The sequence below is a fragment of the Thermomonas paludicola genome, from assembly GCF_024498955.1.
GTDB classification, from domain to species: Bacteria; Pseudomonadota; Gammaproteobacteria; order Xanthomonadales; family Xanthomonadaceae; genus Thermomonas; species Thermomonas paludicola.
In genome coordinates, this window is record NZ_CP093311.1 from 1844359 (window position 1) to 1860347 (window position 15989).

Sequence of the window (15989 nt, forward strand, 5' to 3'; positions counted from 1 at the left end):
GTCGGCCGCGGCCGGATTCCTCACTTCGCTTCTTCGAAGATGTAGTTGACGCCAGCAGGCTCGACCGCCGACTTCACCCGCTCGCCCAGAATCGGCGTTCCGATGAAGATCACCTTGACGCCCTTCATGGTGCCCGCCGGCACCTGCTTGAATGCGGCTTCGATCATCTCGACTTCCTTCTCGGGCTCGGGCGAGGTGAACACCAGCATGTTGCCTTCGATGATCCCGCGCCCCAGGTCGCTCTCCAGCTTCTCCAGCTGGCGGGAATACATGCCGTCAAACCCTTCGACGTCGGACTTGGGCAGGAAATAGACGAACGGGGGCGAAGTGACCCCGGCCATGTGCGGCGTCACCTTGTACTGCACGTATGGCAGCCAATCCTTCTGCGCGCTGCTGGTGGGCAACGCAACCGCGACCTGGGCTTCGACCTTGGGCGCCTCGTCTTTCTTGCATGCCGTGAAGGGCAGCGCGAGGCAGGCAATGGCGAGCAAACGAATCAATGTATTCATGATTTTTCCCTGGTGATGGCGGTGACAAAAGACAATGCTTGCAACGGGCTGGTTCATGGCGCCCCGCCTCGCCACTGCGCTTCAAGCGCCACCGCAACGGCGGCGGGCACGAAACCGGAGATGTCTCCGCCAAGTCGCGAGATTTCGCGCACCAGCGACGACGAAATGAAGCCGTATTGCTCGGCGGGCGTCAAAAACAGGGTCTCGACTTCCGGAATCAGGTGGCGGTTCATGCTGGCCATCTGGAATTCGTATTCGAAGTCGGACACCGCGCGCAGCCCGCGCAGCAGCACGCCCGCACCGATCTCGCGGACGAAATGCGCCAGCAGCGACCCGAAGCCGATCACTTCCACATTGGCGTGGTGCGCCAGCGCCTGGCGGGCCAGCGACACCCGCAACTCCAGTGGCAACGCCGGCCCCTTGCTGGGGCTGCTGGCCACGCCAACGACCAGTTTTTCAAACAACGGCGCGGCCCGATTCACCAGGTCCAGATGGCCGTTGGTGATCGGGTCGAAGGTGCCGGGATAGACCGCAATGCGTGCTGCCACGCTCATGTCGTCTGCAAACCGCCGTATTCACGAAGTCCCAAGTGTAACGCGCCGGTACAGCGCATAGCGCACGTCGCGGGTCCGGTTTTCGCGATGCAGCTCCCACTCTGCGGGCAGGGCCGGGGCGTGTCCAGCCGGGCACTCCACATACAGCCAGGACTGCGCAGCCATCACTGCCGGCAGCGCGGCGATGGCGGCATCCCACAGGCCTGCGGAAAAAGGAGGGTCAACAAAGGCGATGTCATACCCGTCGCCGACGTCCTGCCGCAGGAAGGCCAGCGCATCGCTGCGGTGCACCGTCACCTGCTCCTGCGCATGCAACCGCCGCACGGCCTCGGCGAGGCCCCGCGCAAGCGTGGGATCGGCCTCCACCAGGCTTGCGTGGCGGGCCCCGCGCGAGACGGCCTCCAGCCCCAGCACACCGGTTCCCGCGAACAGATCCAGCACCCGCGCGCCTGGCAGCACCGGCATCAGCCAGTTGAACAGGGTTTCGCGTACGCGATCCGAGGTGGGGCGCAGGCCGGGACGATCGGGCACTGGCAGGCGGGTTCCACGCCAGCGGCCGGAGATGATGCGCACCGTTCCAGGGCAGGCCGGCGCGGGGTTGGCACGACGCGTGTTCATCGGGGGGAATGGGGGGCGAGTGCTACCATGCCCGCCATTCTCCGACATTCCCCCGGCCACATGGTCAGCTGGTTCCGCCGCAAGAAACCCGACGCGCAAGAATCCACGCCGGAAGCGGCTCAGGCCCCTGCCCCAAGCGCTGCCCCGGAGCTGCCCGAACCCGCGCCGACGGCGGTCGCCATTGCCGAAACAGGCATGCCGGAACCAACCGCCGTTGTCGCTGCCCCCGCAAAAGCAGTCAGCTGGCGCGAACGCCTGCGCGACAGCGCCTTTGCACGCACCTTCGGCGGCCTGTTCTCGCGCAACCCCAAGCTCGACGACGCGCTGCTGGACGAAATCGAAACCGCCCTGCTCACCGCCGACGTTGGCGTCAGCGCCAGCACCCAGCTGGTGGAATCGCTGCGCAAGCGCATGAAGGCGCGCGAATTCGCCGATGCCAACGCGTTGCTGGAAGCGCTGCGTGCGGATTTGATCGCGCTGCTGGTCCCGGTGGCGCAGCCGCTGCACATCGACGCATCGAAGAAGCCCTTCGTCGTGCTTACCATCGGCGTCAACGGCGTCGGCAAGACCACCACCATCGGCAAGCTGGCGAGGCGCTACAAGGACGAGGGCCGCAGCCTGATGCTGGCGGCAGGCGACACCTTCCGCGCCGCTGCGGTCGCGCAGCTGCAGGCCTGGGGTGAACGCAACGGCGTACCCGTGGTGGCACAGGGACAGAATGCCGATGCCGCTTCGGTGGCATTCGACGCACTGCAGGCCGCCAGGTCGCGCGGCGTGGACGTATTGATCGCCGACACCGCGGGGCGCCTGCACACGCAGGCCGGGCTGATGGATGAGTTGGCCAAGGTCGCGCGCGTGTTGCGAAAAATCGACGCCGACGCACCGCACGAGGTGCTGATGGTGATCGACGGCACCACTGGCCAGAACGCGATCAGCCAAGTGCGCAAGTTCAGCGAAAAAATCAAGATCACCGGCCTGGTGGTCACCAAGCTGGACGGCACCGCCAAGGGCGGCGTGGTGTTCGCGCTGGCCCGCGAGTTCGGCATCCCGATCCGCTACGCCGGCATCGGCGAGCGCCCGGAGGATTTGCGGGTGTTTGATGCCGAAGCGTTCGTGGACGCATTGCTGCCAGACGCGCTGGGCACGTGACCCAGGCGCGCACGTCACGCCCCCTCCAGCGGCGGCGATGGCTGCGGCGCACGCTTGCCCTGCTCCTGCTTGCCGCCCTGGCCCTGTGGCTGCTGCAGCCGCAGCGCGCCGGGCGCATGCTGCTGCAACGCGCGGCGACCGCGCTGGGCCTCGAACTGGATGTAGCGGGGATCGATTACCGCCTGCGCGGCACGCCACAGCTGGAATTGACCGGCCTGGTCGCCAAGCGCCCCGGCGACCACGTCGCGCTGCTGCGCGCCAAGCGCGTGTTCGTCGCCTTGCCCTGGCGCACGCTGCGCGCGCTGGGCGATGACCTCAGCCTGGAGCGCATCGAACTGGATGCGCCCAGGTTGGACCTGCCGGCCCTGCAGCGCTGGCTGGCAACGCGCCCAGCCGGGAAGACCCGCCTTCCCACCCTCAGCCGCGGCTTGCGGATGCGCGATGGACGCATCGACAACGACGACTGGCGCATTGACCAGCTGGCCATCGACGTCCCGTCCTTCAACCCCGCACAGCCGCTGCACCTGCATGTCCGGGGGCGCTACGTGGCCGCCCCTCTCACCATTCCCGCCAACCTTGCAATCCGCGTGGCCAACCCGCAGGCGCTGCTGGACGCCGGCATCAGCGATGTCTCCGGCGCGGGCACGCTGGCATTGACCGCCGCCACCTGGCGCCTGCCGGCGCAGGTCACGCTGAGCGGCCCGCTGCAACTGGGCAAGGATTCAGCCGTGATGCGCCCGGCCAAACTCGGCATCGCCGGGCGCTATCTCTCGGCCACCTCCAGCGCGCCATTCCGGCTTGGCCTGTACGGGCCGATGGCCTTCAACAATGCCCTCTGGCGCTGGGTGCCGGTCACCGTCGTCGTGGCTGGCGCAGGCGCGATTCCGGACGCGCGCGCGCGCGGCAGCGTCTCGCTGGGCCGGCTGCTGCGCCTGCACCTGGATGGCGCGATCGCCCGCTGGCCCGACGCCTGGCCGGCATTGCCGGCACCGCTTGCCGGCTCGCCATCACCGTTGTCGTTCGCACTGGACTATGCAGGACAGCCGGATTTCAGCAGCAGCGCCTCACTTGCAGTGCGCCGGGATGCGACGACCTTCGACGCGCACTTCCGGCTGCCTGACGTACTGGCTTGGCTGGCGGCAGACCCTGCCAACTCACCATTGCCGCCGCTTGTGGGCACGCTGGCCACGCCGCGCCTCGAACTCTCCGGCGCAACACTGGAAGGCGTGGAGATCCAGCTTGACGACGTCCCCGGCACGCCATGACCGGCGCGCATGAGATCTCCACGCGCCTGCTGACGTGGTTCGACCAGCACGGTCGCCACGACTTGCCCTGGCAGCATCCGCGCACGCCGTATCGTGTCTGGCTGAGCGAAATCATGCTGCAGCAGACGCAGGTGTCGGTGGTGACCGGCTATTTCGACCGCTTCGTGACGGCCCTGCCCGACCTGCCAACGCTTGCGCGCGCGCCGCTGGACGAGGTGTTGGCGCTCTGGTCGGGGCTCGGCTATTACGCCCGTGCGCGCAATCTGCACGCGGCGGCGACGTTGTGCATGGCGCAGCACGGGGGCGACCTGCCACCCGACCTCGATGCGCTGATCGCGCTGCCCGGCATCGGCCGCAGCACCGCCGGCGCGATCCTGGCGCAAGCTTGGGACGAGCCCGCGCCAATCCTCGACGGTAACGTCAAGCGCGTGCTGTGCCGGGTCTTCGCCATCGAGGGTTGGCCCGGCACGCCAGCCGTGGAGAAGCGCCTGTGGGCACTCGCAGAATCGCTGCTGCCAGCTGCCCGATTTGCCGATTACACCCAGGCGCAGATGGATCTTGGCGCCACGCTCTGCACGCGCGCCAACCCGGCCTGCCCGCGCTGTCCATTGACTGGAATCTGCGCGGCACGGCGCGACGGGCGCACGACCGAACTGCCGGTATCCAGGCCCGGCAAAGCACTGCCCCAGCGCGACGCGCACATGCTGATCCTCGAAGACGAGGCCGGGCGCGTATTGCTGCAGCGTCGCCCGCCAACGGGCATATGGGCCGCGCTGTGGTCGCTGCCCGAGCACGCCGATGCGGAGGCGTCACGGCACTGGTTTGAACGCCATCTGCACGATGACTTCGAGTGCCTGCAACCACAGGCGCTTCTCCTGCACGTGTTCAGCCACTATCGCCTGCGCATCTTCCCGCATCGCCTGCGCGGCGTGCAGCCGCGCGCCGCGGTTGGCGATAATGACGACCTGCGTTGGGCGACGCGCGACGAGCTCTCCGCCATCGGCCTGCCCGCCCCCATCCGGAAACTGCTACAGGAATGACCACAATGACCCGCAAAGTGCACTGCGTGGTGGACAACATCGAGATCGACGGCCTGGATTTTCCGCCGTGGCCAGGCGCAGCCGGCAAGCGCGTCTTCAATGAGGTCGGCAAGCCGGCCTGGCAGCGCTGGCTGATCCATCAAACCATGCTGATCAACGAAAACCGGATCTCGCCGATGAACCCGGAACACCGCGCCTTCCTCGAAAAGCAAATGATGAAATTCCTGTTCGAAGGCGGCGCGGAGAAGCCACCGGGCTACGTTCCCAACGACTGAGCCTCATGCTGCGCGCGGGCACGCAGCGCGTCCTCGGCGGTGCGCAGCGCCTCCACGTCAAGCGGGCGGATTTCCTGGATGGAACAGCTGAGCTGCGAACCCGGCGCCACCACCCTGTCGAAAATGGACAGCGTCATCCCGCTCATCGAGGAAATCCCGAGAAAAGGCGAACCGTTGCTCCAGCTCAGGCAGGGGCCGGACAGCGTCAACAGCCAACGTTCCCGGGGACGCATTTCCAGCACCACGTGCTGGTCATCGATACGATCCCAACCCAGCGGATCCCGGTAAAGAACCTGCTTGACCGGCGCGCCGGCATGGGCCTGATACAGGGCCAGGCGATCGGCGTCGCTGGGACGATTGGTGGCGCAGGCTGCAACGCCCAGCGCGATCAGAACGGAAGCAAGCACCGCTTTCATGACGCATCTCCTTCTGCCGTGACGCCTGCATCTTGCGACGCCCATACCGAACCCGCGCTTAGCACGGGCCCGGTGGCGCGCGGGATTCATCGCGCAGATCGCTTGCCCAAACCGCTCGCAATCCGTATCATGCGCGGCTCGCAACAAAGCATGGCTCGGTAGCTCAGTTGGTAGAGCAGGGGATTGAAAATCCCCGTGTCGGCGGTTCGATTCCGTCCCGAGCCACCATGCGAAACAGCGCCACAACGAACGCCCTGCAACGGTTCATGACCTTTGCGGGGCTTTTCGTTTGCGGCGCCAGTGATGTTCCGCACCCAGCGCAACGCTTCGACGGCCTGCGCCACAGCAGAGGCAAACAAAAACCCCGCCGTATCCAGGGGTCGATACCCCCAGAAGTACCCCCACGCTGGCCGGGCTGCAATGGGACGCCCCGGAACGCTAGGCAACAAAAAACCCGCCTGGATGGCGGGTTTCAGGGGATTCAGGGGTCTTTGCGGGACTGCCTGAAACCGGTACATGGTGCCCAAAGGGGGACTCGAACCCCCACGACTTACGTCGCTACCACCTCAAGGTAGTGCGTCTACCAATTCCGCCATCTGGGCGATGGTGCAACCGTCGGGTTGCGCGTTTCCGATTCTAGAACGTGTTGCCTTGCCCGTCACTTGCCCTGTACGGGGGCCGGCTGCGGTGCAGGTTCGGGCTGGGCTGCAGCGGGCTGCGCGGGGGCGGTGGGAATCTGCGCCACCGGCACCTGCGCGGCCGGCTTCGCCGGGGTCTGCTGCGCCATCACGCCCAGATCGGGCTTGACCGGGCCGGTGCGCGTGGCCTGCTTGCTGGCGTACATGGCCATGCCCATGCTGATCGTGAAGAACGCCACGGCCAGCCATTTGGTGCTCTTGGTCAGGAAGTTGGACGCGCCGCGCGCACCGAACACGGTGGACGATGCGCCGCCGCCGAAGCCGGAGCCGGCTTGCGCGCCGGAGCCTTGCTGAAGCATGACGAACGCGATGATCGCCACCGCCACCAGCACATACACGATATTGACGAGTTGCAGCAGCATGATTGCGTTGTTCTCTTGTCGGTCAGGCCATCGCCTTGGCGATGGCCAGGAAATCAGCGGCGGCCAGCGCAGCGCCACCGATCAACCCGCCGTCCACGTCGGCCTGGGCAAACAGGCTGGCGGCATTGTCGGGCTTCGCGCTGCCACCGTACAGCAGGGGCAGTGAATCGGCGATTTTAGCATCCTGCGCCGCGATTTGGCTACGGATGTAGGCATGCACGGCCTGTGCCTGTTCCGGGCTGGCGGTTCGGCCAGTGCCGATCGCCCAAACCGGCTCATAGGCCACGATGGCGCTGGCGAATGCGCCGACACCGGCCAGCTCGAGTACCGGGCGCAGTTGCCCGGCGATCACCGCCTCGGTTTGGCCAGCTTCGCGCTGCTCCAGGCTTTCACCCACGCACAGGATGGGCGTCAGGCCGGCGGCCTGCGCCGCCACAAACTTCTTCGCCACCAGTTCGCTGCTCTCGGCGTGGTATTGGCGACGCTCCGAATGCCCCACCAGTACGAAACGCGCGCCCACATCGGCCAACATCGCCGCCGACACTTCACCGGTATAGGCCCCCTTGTCGTGGCAACTCACGTCCTGCGCGCCGAAGGCCAGCCCGCTATCGGCAAAGCGCTCGGTCAATTCACCCAGGTACGGGCATGGCGGCAGCAGCACCAATTCAACCCCCGCCGGGATCGCCCCGGCAATCCCGCTGACCAGTGCGTCCGCGAACGCGCGGCTTCCGTGCAGCTTCCAGTTTCCGGCAACGATCTTGCGGCGCATGTGGGGCTCCGGGAGGGCAAAGGCGGCAGTATAGTCGCGCCATGAATCGACTTGCCCCGATGCTGCGCATGCTGTCCTATCGCAAACCGACCGAAGGACGCGACTACTGGTTGTTCGACGATGTATTGCCCAATGCAGCGTCGGTTCGCGAACGCTGCCTCGGCAAGCAGGACTGGGCGCTCGGCTTCCCGCACACCGGCGAGAGCTGGCCGGGCAGACGCGCCATTCCGGCACTGGAACCCAATGAACTGGCGCTGGTGGAAGCCAAGGTCCGGCAAGCCACCGGCGCGAAGAAACTGTGGGTGCAGAGCACGCCCGAAGGCAAAACCCTCAACCACAACTGCGTGCAGGTGGTCGGCGCAGATGAAGCCGGCGCGCGGCCGCACACCGACTCGCGCGCGCTGTGCCGCTACGCCGCCGTGCTCTACCTGACCCCGGATGCGCCCGAACAGTGCGGCACCAGCTTTTATCGCCAGCGCATGCCCAACGGGCAACTGGGCGGCAACACGGTGAACAAGCCGAACAACACGCTGGTCGAAGCGCTGGGGACGCGATTCGTGCCGCCCGATTCATTCGTCGAGGATGTCCGCGTGCCGAATCGCTTCAACCGCCTGCTGGTGTACAGCGCGGCGATGATCCACAGCGCCACCGCCTATTGCGGCAGCGTGCTGGCCGACGAACGCATGGCCGCGGTGTTTTTCTGGATGACCTGAGGCCGCGCGGCGGCAGGCCAGGATGCGCGCCTATTTGAGCTTGATCTCGCGCAGGCGCTCCTGCAGATAGCCTTCGGCGGTGATCGGTTCCGGATAGCGGCTGGGGTTGTCCGGGGTGATGCAGGACGGCAGCACGTCGATCAGGAAGTCCGGGTTCGGATGCAGGAAGAACGGCGTGGAGTAGCGCGGCTGGCGCGCCTTCTCGCCCGGCGGGTTGACCACGCGGTGGGTGGTGGACGGGTACACGTGGTTGGTCAGGCGCTGCAGCATGTCGCCGATGTTGACCACGATGGTGTCGGCGTCGGCGGTGAACGGCACCCACTCGCCCTTGCGCGACAGCACTTCCAGGCCTTCCGCGCTGGCGCCCACCAGCAGGGTGATCAGGTTGATGTCCTCGTGCGCGCCGGCGCGCACGTTCGGGATGTCGTCGGTGGTGATCGGCGGGTAATGGATCGGACGCAGGATCGAATTGCCGTTGTCGGTCTTGTCGGCGAAATAGGTTTCCGGCAGGCCGATGTGCAGCGCCAGCGCCGCCAGTACCTGCGAGCCCAGCGCATCCAGCGCCTGATACAGACCGTAACCGACACGCTGGAACCCCGGCACTTCCTGCGGCCACAGGTTGGCCGGCATTTCGCCGCGATACTTCGAATCGTCCGCAAGCTCGCGGCCAATGTGCCAGAACTCCTTCAGGTCGAAGTGCTTGGAGCCCTTCGCAGTCTCCACGCCGAACGGCGTATAGCCGCGCGCACCGCCGCCGCCCGCCATGTGGTAGCGCCTCTTCACCTCTTCCGGCAGCGCGAAAAACGCCTTGAAGGTGGCATAGGCCTCGTCGATCTGCGCCTGCGGAATGCCGTGGTGGCGGATGCCGGCAAAGCCCCACTCGCGGTAAGCGGCGCCCAGCTCGTCCACGAAAGACTGGCGTTCGGCAGGACTGGCGGGATGGGTGAAGCGGCGGATGTCGAGGGTCGGAATTTGCGAAGTCATGTGCGCGTCTCTTCTCTTGCCGTCATCCCCGTCTTCGCGGGGCCGACGAGCCTCAGGTTGCTGCGGCCTTGACCGCGCCCGAAAGCGCGTCGAGCGTGTGTTCGACCAATGCGGCATCGTCGGCTTCCACCGTCACCCGCACCACTGGCTCGGTGCCGGACGGACGCAGGAACGCACGCCCGCGCCCTTCGACAGCCCGCTGTGCATCCAGCAGGGCTGCTTGAACGCTGGCGGCTTCGGCTGGCTTGCGGCCCGCCTCGAAGCGCACATTGACGGTCTTCTGCGGCACTTTCTGCAAGCCGGCCAGCGCATCGGCCAGGCTGAGGCCGCGCCGCTGCAGCACTTCCAGCACCTGCAGCGCGCTGACGATACCGTCGCCGGTGCTGGCGCGGTCAAGGCACAGGATATGGCCGGACGCCTCGCCCCCCAGCACGCCGTCATGCGCAAGCAGTTGCTGGTGCACGTAACGGTCCCCGACCTTGGCGCGGATGAACCCGATGCCACGCTCGGCCATCGCCCGTTCAAACCCGTAGTTGGTCATCAGCGTGCCGACGACCGGCCCACGCAAGCGGCCGCTGTCCTGCCAGTCGCAGGCCAGCACGTACAGCAGGTCATCGCCGTCGCAGATGCGGCCCTGCGCGTCCACGAACAGCACGCGGTCACCGTCGCCATCGAAGGCGATGCCCAGTTCCGCGCCGGTTTCCAGCACGCGGGCGGCGAGCGTCTGCGGATGCGTGGAGCCCACGCCATCGTTGATATTGAGGCCATCGGGCGAAATGCCGATGCCATCGACGCGTGCGTCCAGCTCACGCAGCACCAGCGGCGCCAGCTGGTAGGTGGAGCCGTTGGCGCAGTCCACCACGATCCGCATGCCGCCCAGGTTGAATCCCTTGGGCACCGAATTCTTGCAGGCCTCGACGTAGCGGCCGATGGTGTCGCGGGTGCGCAGCGCCTTGCCCAATCGTTCGGAGCGCACGGTGCGGAATGGCGCATCCAGCGCGGCTTCGATGGCCGCCTCGGTCGCGTCGTCCAGCTTCTCGCCCTGCGCGGAAAAGAACTTGATGCCGTTGTCGTGGTGCGGGTTGTGCGAGGCCGAGATCACGATGCCGCCATCGGCGCGCATCGAATGGGTCAGGTGCGCGACCGCCGGGGTCGGCATCGGCCCCATCAGTTGCACGTCCACCCCGGCTGCAACCAGACCGGCTTCCAGCGCCGCCTCGAACATGTAGTTCGAGATGCGGGTGTCCTTGCCGATCACCACCATGGGCTTGCGCCATTCCTGCTGCGTGCGCGCGGCTGCCGCCAGCGCATGGCCGTAGGCATTGCCCAGGCGCAGCACGAAGTCGGCCGAGATCGGGCCTTCACCCACCCGCCCGCGGATGCCGTCGGTTCCGAAATAGCGGCGCGCGGTCACGCGGCCTCCGCGCCGTCGCCGGGAATCGGCCTGCGCATCAGCATGGCCAGCAGGTGCCCCAGGCGCTCGCGCATCTCGCGCCGGTCCACGATCTGATCCACGGTGCCGTGCTGGAGCAGGAACTCGCTGCGCTGGAAGCCTTCCGGCAGCTTCTCGCGCACCGTCTGCTCGATCACGCGCTGGCCGGCGAACCCGATCAGCGCGCCCGGCTCGGCGAGGTTGAGGTCGCCCAGCATCGCGAAGCTGGCCGACACGCCGCCGGTGGTGGGATGGGTCAGCACCGAGATGTAGGGCAGCCCCGCCGCGCGCAGCCGGCCCAGCGCCGCCGAAGTCTTGGCCATCTGCATCAGCGAGAACAGGCTTTCCTGCATGCGCGCGCCACCACTGGCGGAAAAGCACACGAACGGGCAACCCAGCTCCAGCGCGCGCTCGGCCGCGAGGGTGAAGCGCTCACCCACCACCGAACCCATGGAGCCACCCATGAAAGCAAAATCGAAGGCAGCGGAGACCAGGTCCTGGCCCATCAACTTGCCTTCCAGCGCAATCAGCGCATCGCGCTCGCCGGTATTTTTCTGCGCGGCCTTGATCCGCTCGGCGTACTTTTTCTGATCCTTGAATCTCAGCACATCGGTCGGGCCGAGCTGCTCGCCGATCTCACGCCCGGCACCGTCGTCCAGCAACGCCGCCAAGCGCACGCGCGCGCGGATCGGCATATGGAAGGCGCACTTCGGGCAGACCTCGAGGTTTTCTTCGAGTTCGGGCCGGTACAGCACCGAGCCGCAGCGCTCGCACTTTTCCCAGAGGCCTTCGGGCACGCTGCGCTTTCGCTCGCTGCCCGCATCGGTGCGGATGCCGGCACCCGGCATCAATTTTTTAAGCCAGCTCATTCGATTCGATCACCCTAATTGCGCCGCACGCACGATGGGTCAATCGCCATCCCGGCAGAGCCGGAACGGCAGCATTGTCAGTCTAGCTCAGGCCCGCACGACCAGCCCATCCAGGGCGTCGCGCAGGGGGCGCAGGAATTGGCCCGCGCGATCAGCCGCGCCTGCGGTCTCGGCACTTTCTTCCAGCGCCGCGACCAGGGCGCTGCCCACCACCACGCCGTCGGCATGCACGGCCATCGCCGCCGCGCTGGCGGCGTCGCGGATGCCGAAGCCGGCAAATACCGGCACCTTGGCCATGGCCCCCACCTCCGCCAGGTGGCGACCAGCATCGCCCACGTCCAGGTGTGCGGCACCGGTCACGCCGGCGTAGCTGACGTAGTAGAGATAGCCCTCGGCCTGGGCGCACAGGCGCTCCAGCCGCACCGGCGGCGTGGTCGGCGAGGCCAGCGAGATCAACGCCAGGTCGTGGTGCGCGAAGGCGGCGCGGTATTCATCGGCCTCTTCCGGCGGCAGATCCACCAGCAACATGCCGTCCACGCCAGCGTTCGCCGCATCGGCGGCAAAGGCCGCTGCCCCGCGGATTTCAACCGGGTTGAGGTAGCCCATCAGCACCACCGGCGTGGCCGCATCGCATTCGCGGAAACGGCGCACGCAGTCCAGCACGAAAGACAGCCCGGCGCCGCGCGCCAGCGCGCGCTCGGAGCTGCGCTGGATCACCGGGCCGTCGGCCATCGGGTCGGAGAACGGCACGCCCAGCTCGATCACGTCCGCGCCGGCCTCCGCCAGCGCGTGCATGACCGGCACCGTGGCCGCCAGCGACGGATCGCCGGCGGTGACGAACGGCACCAGCGCCTTGCGCCCGGCCGAACGCAGCGCGTCCAGCCGTTGCTGCAGGCGGGTCATTCGTTGGCCGCAGCCGGGGCGTCGGCCTGCTGCTTCAGGCGGCCCATCTGCACGCCGGCAGCCCTGTACTCGTCGGCCAGCTCGGAGTCGCCCACGTCGATGCCGCGCTCTTCGCCCATGCCGTCCAGATGCTCATTGAGCATGCGGCGGTACATCGTGCTCATGTAGTCGAGGAACGCGGTGCGTTCTTCGGCGGCGCTGATCGGCTTGACGTTGGTCAGGAACACGTGCGAATTGAAACGCGCGCTGGCGAACAGGGCCGCCAGGCTGATGTTCTTGTCGCCAAACTTCTGCGATTGCTTGTGGGTCAGCTCCAGATACTCGTTCACGCACTCGAAGAACTGCGGCGGGAACTGGGTGCCGCCCTGGGCGGCAGTCTGCTGATCATCCGCGGGCTGGGCCTGCGGCTCTTGCTGGGCTTGTTCGTCGGCCATGGCCGGACTCCTGAGTCTGTGGTTGAAGTTGACCGCGCATTGTCGCCGAAAGCGGCGCTCAGGCCAAATGCGGGTTACAGCGTGATCCCTTCGCGGGCGGCAATGGTATGCACATCCTTGTCGCCGCGGCCGGACAGGTTGCACAGCACCAGTGCGTCCTTCGGCAGCTCGCGCGCCAGCTTGATCGCCTGCGCCACCGCGTGGCTGGACTCCAGCGCCGGCAGGATGCCCTCGGTGCGGGTCAGGCAATGGAAGGCCACCAGTGCCTCGTCGTCGGTCACGCCCACGTACTCGGCGCGCCCGGTGTCCTTCAGGAAGGCATGCTCGGGGCCGACACCCGGGTAGTCCAGCCCGGCCGAAATCGAATGGGTTTCGACGATCTGGCCATCGTCATCGCAGATCACGTAGGTGCGGTTGCCGTGCAGCACACCCACGCGGCCCGCCGCCAGCGAGGCCGCGTGGCGGCCGGTGTCGATGCCATCGCCCGCGGCCTCGGCGCCGACGATGCGCACGGATGCGTCGTTGAGGAACGCATGGAACAACCCGATGGCATTGCTGCCGCCGCCCACGCAGGCGGTGATGGCGTCGGGCAGGCGTCCGTACTCGGCCAGCATCTGCGCGCGCGCCTCGCGGCCGACCACGGCGTTGAAGTCGCGCACCATGCGCGGATACGGATCGGGACCCGCCACGGTGCCGATGATGTAGAAGGTGTCGCGCACGTTGGTGACCCAGTCGCGCATGGCCTCGTTCAGCGCGTCCTTCAGCGTGGCCGAGCCGCTGGTGACGGGCACCACCGTCGCGCCCAGCAGCTTCATCCGGTGGACATTGCTCTTTTGCCGTTCGATGTCGGTGGCACCCATGTACACCACGCATTCCAGCCCCAGCCGCGTGGCCACGGTGGCGCTGGCCACGCCGTGCTGGCCGGCGCCGGTTTCGGCGATGATGCGGGTCTTGCCCATGCGGCTGGCCAGCAGCGCCTGCCCGATGGTGTTGTTGATCTTGTGCGCGCCGGTATGGTTCAGGTCCTCGCGCTTGAGCAGGATCTGCGCGCCGCCGACTTCGCGGCTGAGCCGCTCGGCGTGATAAATCGGGCTGGGACGCCCCACGTAATGGGCGAGATCCTTGTAGTAGGCGGCGATGAATGCCGGATCGATGCGGGCGGCGTCATAGGCGGCGGCCAGTTCCTGCAGCGGGCCGATCAGGGTTTCGGCCACGAAGCGCCCGCCGTGGCGGCCGAAATGGCCCTCGGCGTCCGGCCAGGCATGGAAGTCGATGACCGCATCGGCTGCGGCAGCATTGAAATCGGTGTTCACACTGAATTCTCCAAAACCGGAATGCCACGCGCGGCGCGAGCGCCGGACACGGGAAACGTTGCAAGGAATCTGCGCGCCCGCAGTGACAAGGCGCAGGATCGTTGCGACTTAGCCCAGCGCCGCCGCAGGCACGCGCCGCCAGCGCCGCAGCGAGCGGCCAAAGGGCGCGGAGGGGCGATTGGAGGTCTTCATGCGAAGCGCTAGCCTACCCGATTGCGGCGTCCGTCGCCGCCTCGGCATCCGCCCGCCGCACCGCTTCGACAAACTGCTGCATCAGCGCCCCGTCCTTGATTCCGGGCGAACTCTCGATGCCTCCGGCCACGTCCACGCCCCACGGGCGCACGGCGTGGATCGCCGCAGCCACGTTGTCGGGCGCCAGCCCGCCAGCCAGCAGACAGGGCTTCCCGAGATTGGCAGGAACCCGGGACAGGTCCAGCCGCTGCCCGCTGCCACCCGCCTGCCCGGCGCCGTGACCGTCCAGCACAAACCCCGCCGCATGCGGCCAGCGCCGGTGCAGCACGCCGGCATCACACACGGCATCCGCATCGCCAAGCCCCAGGCCCTTCAGATACGGCAACCCGAAACGACGGCAAAAGGCATCGTCCTCGCTGCCGTGGAATTGCAGCAAGGTGGGATGCACGTGGGCAATCGCCGCGCGCACCTCGCGCTCGCTGTTGTCCATGAACAGCGCCACCAGATCCACCAGCGGCGCCAGTGCCTGGCGCAGCGCGCCCGCCTGCGCCGGCTCCACCCGGCGGCAACTTTTCGCAGCGAAAATGACCCCGACGGCGTCCACGCCCAGCTCGCCAGCCAGGCGCACGTCGCCGGGACGGGTCAGGCCGCAGAACTTGATGCGGGTGCGGGATAGCGCGCCGGGCATCGCCTTACTCATCGCCACAAACCTCTTGCGGGAGGCCCCATTGTCGCGGATAGCGCGGCCCGAGGAACTGCAAACCCGCCGCCGGCGCGGTGGGCCCGGCCTGGTTGCGGTCGCGCCCTTGCAGCAACTCGGCGATCCACTCTCGCGGGCGTTCGCCACGCCCGACCATCAGCAACGAGCCGACGATATTGCGCACCATGTGATGCAGGAAGGCATTGCCCTGCACCTCCACGATCACTTCGTCGTCCACGCGACGCACCTGGATGTCTTGCAGGTTGCGGCGGGCGTGCGTGGCCTGGCACTGCGCGCTGCGGAAGGCGGAAAAATCACGCTCTCCACGCAGCGCCTGCGCCGCCGCATGCATGGCCTGCGCATCCAGCGGCATCCGCTCCCAGCCCAGATACTGCCGTTCCAGGCCAGGCCGGGTCACGCGGTTGAGGATGCGATAGCGGTAGCGCCGCGATCGCGCGGAAAAGCGGGCGCTGAAGTCCTCAGCCACCGGCGCGCACCAGCGCACCGACATGCTGCGGGGCAAATTGGCAGTGACGCCCAGCACCCAGCCGCGCATATCGCGCACGACCTCGGTATCGAAATGCACCACCTGACAGCGCGCATGCACGCCGGCATCGGTGCGCCCGGAGCAAACGGTGCCGATGGGCACATTGGCGACGTTCGACAGCGCGATTTCAAGCGCGGTTTGCAGGCTGCCATCGGGCGCCTGCGCCCCGGCAGCCGTCAGCCGCTGCCAGCCGGAAAAGCTGCTGCCGTCGTATTCAACGCCAAGTGCGAGCCGCATCGGTGTGCGA

At 67.3% G+C, this 15989-nt stretch carries 18 protein-coding genes, 2 tRNA genes and 1 pseudogene; 6 read left to right on the forward strand and 15 right to left on the reverse strand.

The window, feature by feature from the left end; translation table 11 throughout:
• Nucleotides 1–20: 20 nt before the first annotated feature.
• Genes LIW09_RS08595 through rsmD form a run of 3 tightly spaced genes read right to left on the reverse strand, consistent with a single transcriptional unit; the run spans nucleotide 21 to nucleotide 1681 of the window.
• Nucleotides 21–509, reverse strand: coding sequence for a hypothetical protein (locus tag LIW09_RS08595; RefSeq protein WP_256645240.1), 489 nt, complete (start codon nucleotides 507–509; stop codon nucleotides 21–23).
• A 53-nt stretch (nucleotides 510–562) separates the two neighbouring features.
• Nucleotides 563–1063, reverse strand: coding sequence for a pantetheine-phosphate adenylyltransferase (coaD, locus tag LIW09_RS08600; RefSeq protein WP_256645241.1), 501 nt, complete (start codon nucleotides 1061–1063; stop codon nucleotides 563–565).
• Between the two features lie 21 nt (nucleotides 1064–1084).
• On the reverse strand, nucleotides 1085–1681 hold the full coding sequence (gene rsmD / locus LIW09_RS08605; protein ID WP_256645243.1) for a 16S rRNA (guanine(966)-N(2))-methyltransferase RsmD: 597 nt from the start codon (nucleotides 1679–1681) through the stop codon (nucleotides 1085–1087).
• A 96-nt stretch (nucleotides 1682–1777) separates the two neighbouring features.
• Here rsmD and ftsY point away from each other — a divergent pair.
• The 4 genes and pseudogenes from ftsY to LIW09_RS08625 form a co-directional block, all read left to right on the forward strand.
• Nucleotides 1778–2830: pseudogene (gene ftsY, locus LIW09_RS08610) on the forward strand (signal recognition particle-docking protein FtsY); the annotation flags it as partial.
• The gene (locus LIW09_RS08615) at nucleotides 2827–4095 is read left to right on the forward strand and encodes an AsmA family protein (protein WP_256645244.1); all 1269 of its coding nucleotides are present in this window, start codon (nucleotides 2827–2829) and stop codon (nucleotides 4093–4095) included. The pseudogene ftsY and the gene LIW09_RS08615, both read left to right, overlap by 4 nt.
• On the forward strand, nucleotides 4092–5135 hold the full coding sequence (gene mutY / locus LIW09_RS08620; RefSeq protein WP_256645245.1) for an A/G-specific adenine glycosylase: 1044 nt from the start codon (nucleotides 4092–4094) through the stop codon (nucleotides 5133–5135). The genes LIW09_RS08615 and mutY overlap by 4 nt, the downstream gene beginning before the upstream one ends.
• Nucleotides 5136–5140: 5 nt before the next feature.
• Complete coding sequence (locus LIW09_RS08625) at nucleotides 5141–5410, forward strand: oxidative damage protection protein (RefSeq protein WP_256645246.1); 270 nt, start codon at nucleotides 5141–5143, stop codon at nucleotides 5408–5410.
• Here the strand turns inward: LIW09_RS08625 and LIW09_RS08630 are convergent.
• Nucleotides 5392–5826, reverse strand: a complete 435-nt coding sequence (locus LIW09_RS08630) for a DUF6491 family protein (protein WP_256645247.1) — start codon at nucleotides 5824–5826, stop codon at nucleotides 5392–5394. The two genes, LIW09_RS08625 and LIW09_RS08630, sit on opposite strands and share 19 nt — an antisense overlap.
• Before the next feature lie 152 nt (nucleotides 5827–5978).
• Here LIW09_RS08630 and LIW09_RS08635 point away from each other — a divergent pair.
• Nucleotides 5979–6054: transfer RNA gene (locus LIW09_RS08635), tRNA-Phe, on the forward strand.
• A 289-nt stretch (nucleotides 6055–6343) separates the two neighbouring features.
• Here the strand turns inward: LIW09_RS08635 and LIW09_RS08640 are convergent.
• From LIW09_RS08640 to tpiA, 3 genes are all read right to left on the reverse strand, one after another.
• Nucleotides 6344–6428: transfer RNA gene (locus LIW09_RS08640), tRNA-Leu, on the reverse strand.
• Nucleotides 6429–6484: 56 nt separating this feature from the next.
• Nucleotides 6485–6886 (reverse strand): preprotein translocase subunit SecG, encoded by a 402-nt coding sequence (secG, locus tag LIW09_RS08645; protein WP_256645248.1) that lies wholly within the window; start codon nucleotides 6884–6886, stop codon nucleotides 6485–6487.
• Between the two features lie 22 nt (nucleotides 6887–6908).
• On the reverse strand, nucleotides 6909–7655 hold the full coding sequence (gene tpiA / locus LIW09_RS08650; RefSeq protein ID WP_256645249.1) for a triose-phosphate isomerase: 747 nt from the start codon (nucleotides 7653–7655) through the stop codon (nucleotides 6909–6911).
• A gap of 41 nt (nucleotides 7656–7696) precedes the next feature.
• Here tpiA and LIW09_RS08655 point away from each other — a divergent pair, with 41 nt between their 5' ends.
• Nucleotides 7697–8368 (forward strand): DUF6445 family protein, encoded by a 672-nt coding sequence (locus LIW09_RS08655; protein WP_256645250.1) that lies wholly within the window; start codon nucleotides 7697–7699, stop codon nucleotides 8366–8368.
• A gap of 30 nt (nucleotides 8369–8398) precedes the next feature.
• On the opposite strand, the gene LIW09_RS08660 is transcribed toward LIW09_RS08655, so the two are convergent.
• The 8 genes from LIW09_RS08660 to truA form a co-directional block, all read right to left on the reverse strand.
• Nucleotides 8399–9352 carry an isopenicillin N synthase family dioxygenase gene (locus LIW09_RS08660; RefSeq protein ID WP_256645251.1) on the reverse strand — a complete coding sequence of 318 codons (954 nt, stop codon included), beginning with the start codon at nucleotides 9350–9352 and terminating at the stop codon, nucleotides 8399–8401.
• 52 nt (nucleotides 9353–9404) lie between these two features.
• Nucleotides 9405–10766, reverse strand: coding sequence for a phosphoglucosamine mutase (glmM, locus tag LIW09_RS08665; RefSeq protein ID WP_256645252.1), 1362 nt, complete (start codon nucleotides 10764–10766; stop codon nucleotides 9405–9407).
• Nucleotides 10763–11653, reverse strand: coding sequence for an acetyl-CoA carboxylase, carboxyltransferase subunit beta (gene accD / locus LIW09_RS08670; RefSeq protein ID WP_256645253.1), 891 nt, complete (start codon nucleotides 11651–11653; stop codon nucleotides 10763–10765). The genes glmM and accD overlap by 4 nt, the downstream gene beginning before the upstream one ends.
• A gap of 87 nt (nucleotides 11654–11740) precedes the next feature.
• Nucleotides 11741–12556: a tryptophan synthase subunit alpha gene (trpA, locus tag LIW09_RS08675; RefSeq protein WP_256645254.1), complete on the reverse strand. Its 816-nt coding sequence runs from the start codon at nucleotides 12554–12556 to the stop codon at nucleotides 11741–11743.
• Nucleotides 12553–12990, reverse strand: coding sequence for a DUF3144 domain-containing protein (locus tag LIW09_RS08680; protein ID WP_256645255.1), 438 nt, complete (start codon nucleotides 12988–12990; stop codon nucleotides 12553–12555). Before LIW09_RS08680 ends, trpA begins: the two co-directional genes overlap by 4 nt.
• Before the next feature lie 74 nt (nucleotides 12991–13064).
• Nucleotides 13065–14264, reverse strand: coding sequence for a tryptophan synthase subunit beta (trpB, locus tag LIW09_RS08685; RefSeq protein ID WP_425507934.1), 1200 nt, complete (start codon nucleotides 14262–14264; stop codon nucleotides 13065–13067).
• 244 nt (nucleotides 14265–14508) lie between these two features.
• A complete protein-coding gene (locus LIW09_RS08690; RefSeq protein ID WP_256647190.1) occupies nucleotides 14509–15183 on the reverse strand; it encodes a phosphoribosylanthranilate isomerase in 675 nt (224 codons plus the stop codon).
• 4 nt (nucleotides 15184–15187) lie between these two features.
• On the reverse strand, nucleotides 15188–15979 hold the full coding sequence (gene truA / locus LIW09_RS08695; protein WP_256645257.1) for a tRNA pseudouridine(38-40) synthase TruA: 792 nt from the start codon (nucleotides 15977–15979) through the stop codon (nucleotides 15188–15190).
• Between the last annotated feature and the right edge of the window lie 10 nt (nucleotides 15980–15989).

What these genes read in the sequence shown, in the direction of transcription:
- LIW09_RS08595 (WP_256645240.1), bottom strand. Translation starts at nt 509, where the DNA reads ATGAATACATTGATTCGTTTGCTCGCCATTGCCTGCCTCGCGCTGCCC.
- tpiA (WP_256645249.1), bottom strand. Translation starts at nt 7,655, where the DNA reads ATGCGCCGCAAGATCGTTGCCGGAAACTGGAAGCTGCACGGAAGCCGC.
- rsmD (WP_256645243.1), bottom strand. Translation starts at nt 1,681, where the DNA reads ATGAACACGCGTCGTGCCAACCCCGCGCCGGCCTGCCCTGGAACGGTG.
- LIW09_RS08690 (WP_256647190.1), bottom strand. Translation starts at nt 15,183, where the DNA reads ATGCCCGGCGCGCTATCCCGCACCCGCATCAAGTTCTGCGGCCTGACC.
- accD (WP_256645253.1), bottom strand. Translation starts at nt 11,653, where the DNA reads ATGAGCTGGCTTAAAAAATTGATGCCGGGTGCCGGCATCCGCACCGAT.
- LIW09_RS08680 (WP_256645255.1), bottom strand. Translation starts at nt 12,990, where the DNA reads ATGGCCGACGAACAAGCCCAGCAAGAGCCGCAGGCCCAGCCCGCGGAT.
- LIW09_RS08625 (WP_256645246.1), top strand. Translation starts at nt 5,141, where the DNA reads ATGACCCGCAAAGTGCACTGCGTGGTGGACAACATCGAGATCGACGGC.
- LIW09_RS08655 (WP_256645250.1), top strand. Translation starts at nt 7,697, where the DNA reads ATGAATCGACTTGCCCCGATGCTGCGCATGCTGTCCTATCGCAAACCG.
- LIW09_RS08660 (WP_256645251.1), bottom strand. Translation starts at nt 9,352, where the DNA reads ATGACTTCGCAAATTCCGACCCTCGACATCCGCCGCTTCACCCATCCC.
- mutY (WP_256645245.1), top strand. Translation starts at nt 4,092, where the DNA reads ATGACCGGCGCGCATGAGATCTCCACGCGCCTGCTGACGTGGTTCGAC.
- coaD (WP_256645241.1), bottom strand. Translation starts at nt 1,063, where the DNA reads ATGAGCGTGGCAGCACGCATTGCGGTCTATCCCGGCACCTTCGACCCG.
- trpA (WP_256645254.1), bottom strand. Translation starts at nt 12,556, where the DNA reads ATGACCCGCCTGCAGCAACGGCTGGACGCGCTGCGTTCGGCCGGGCGC.
- LIW09_RS08630 (WP_256645247.1), bottom strand. Translation starts at nt 5,826, where the DNA reads ATGAAAGCGGTGCTTGCTTCCGTTCTGATCGCGCTGGGCGTTGCAGCC.
- secG (WP_256645248.1), bottom strand. Translation starts at nt 6,886, where the DNA reads ATGCTGCTGCAACTCGTCAATATCGTGTATGTGCTGGTGGCGGTGGCG.
- truA (WP_256645257.1), bottom strand. Translation starts at nt 15,979, where the DNA reads ATGCGGCTCGCACTTGGCGTTGAATACGACGGCAGCAGCTTTTCCGGC.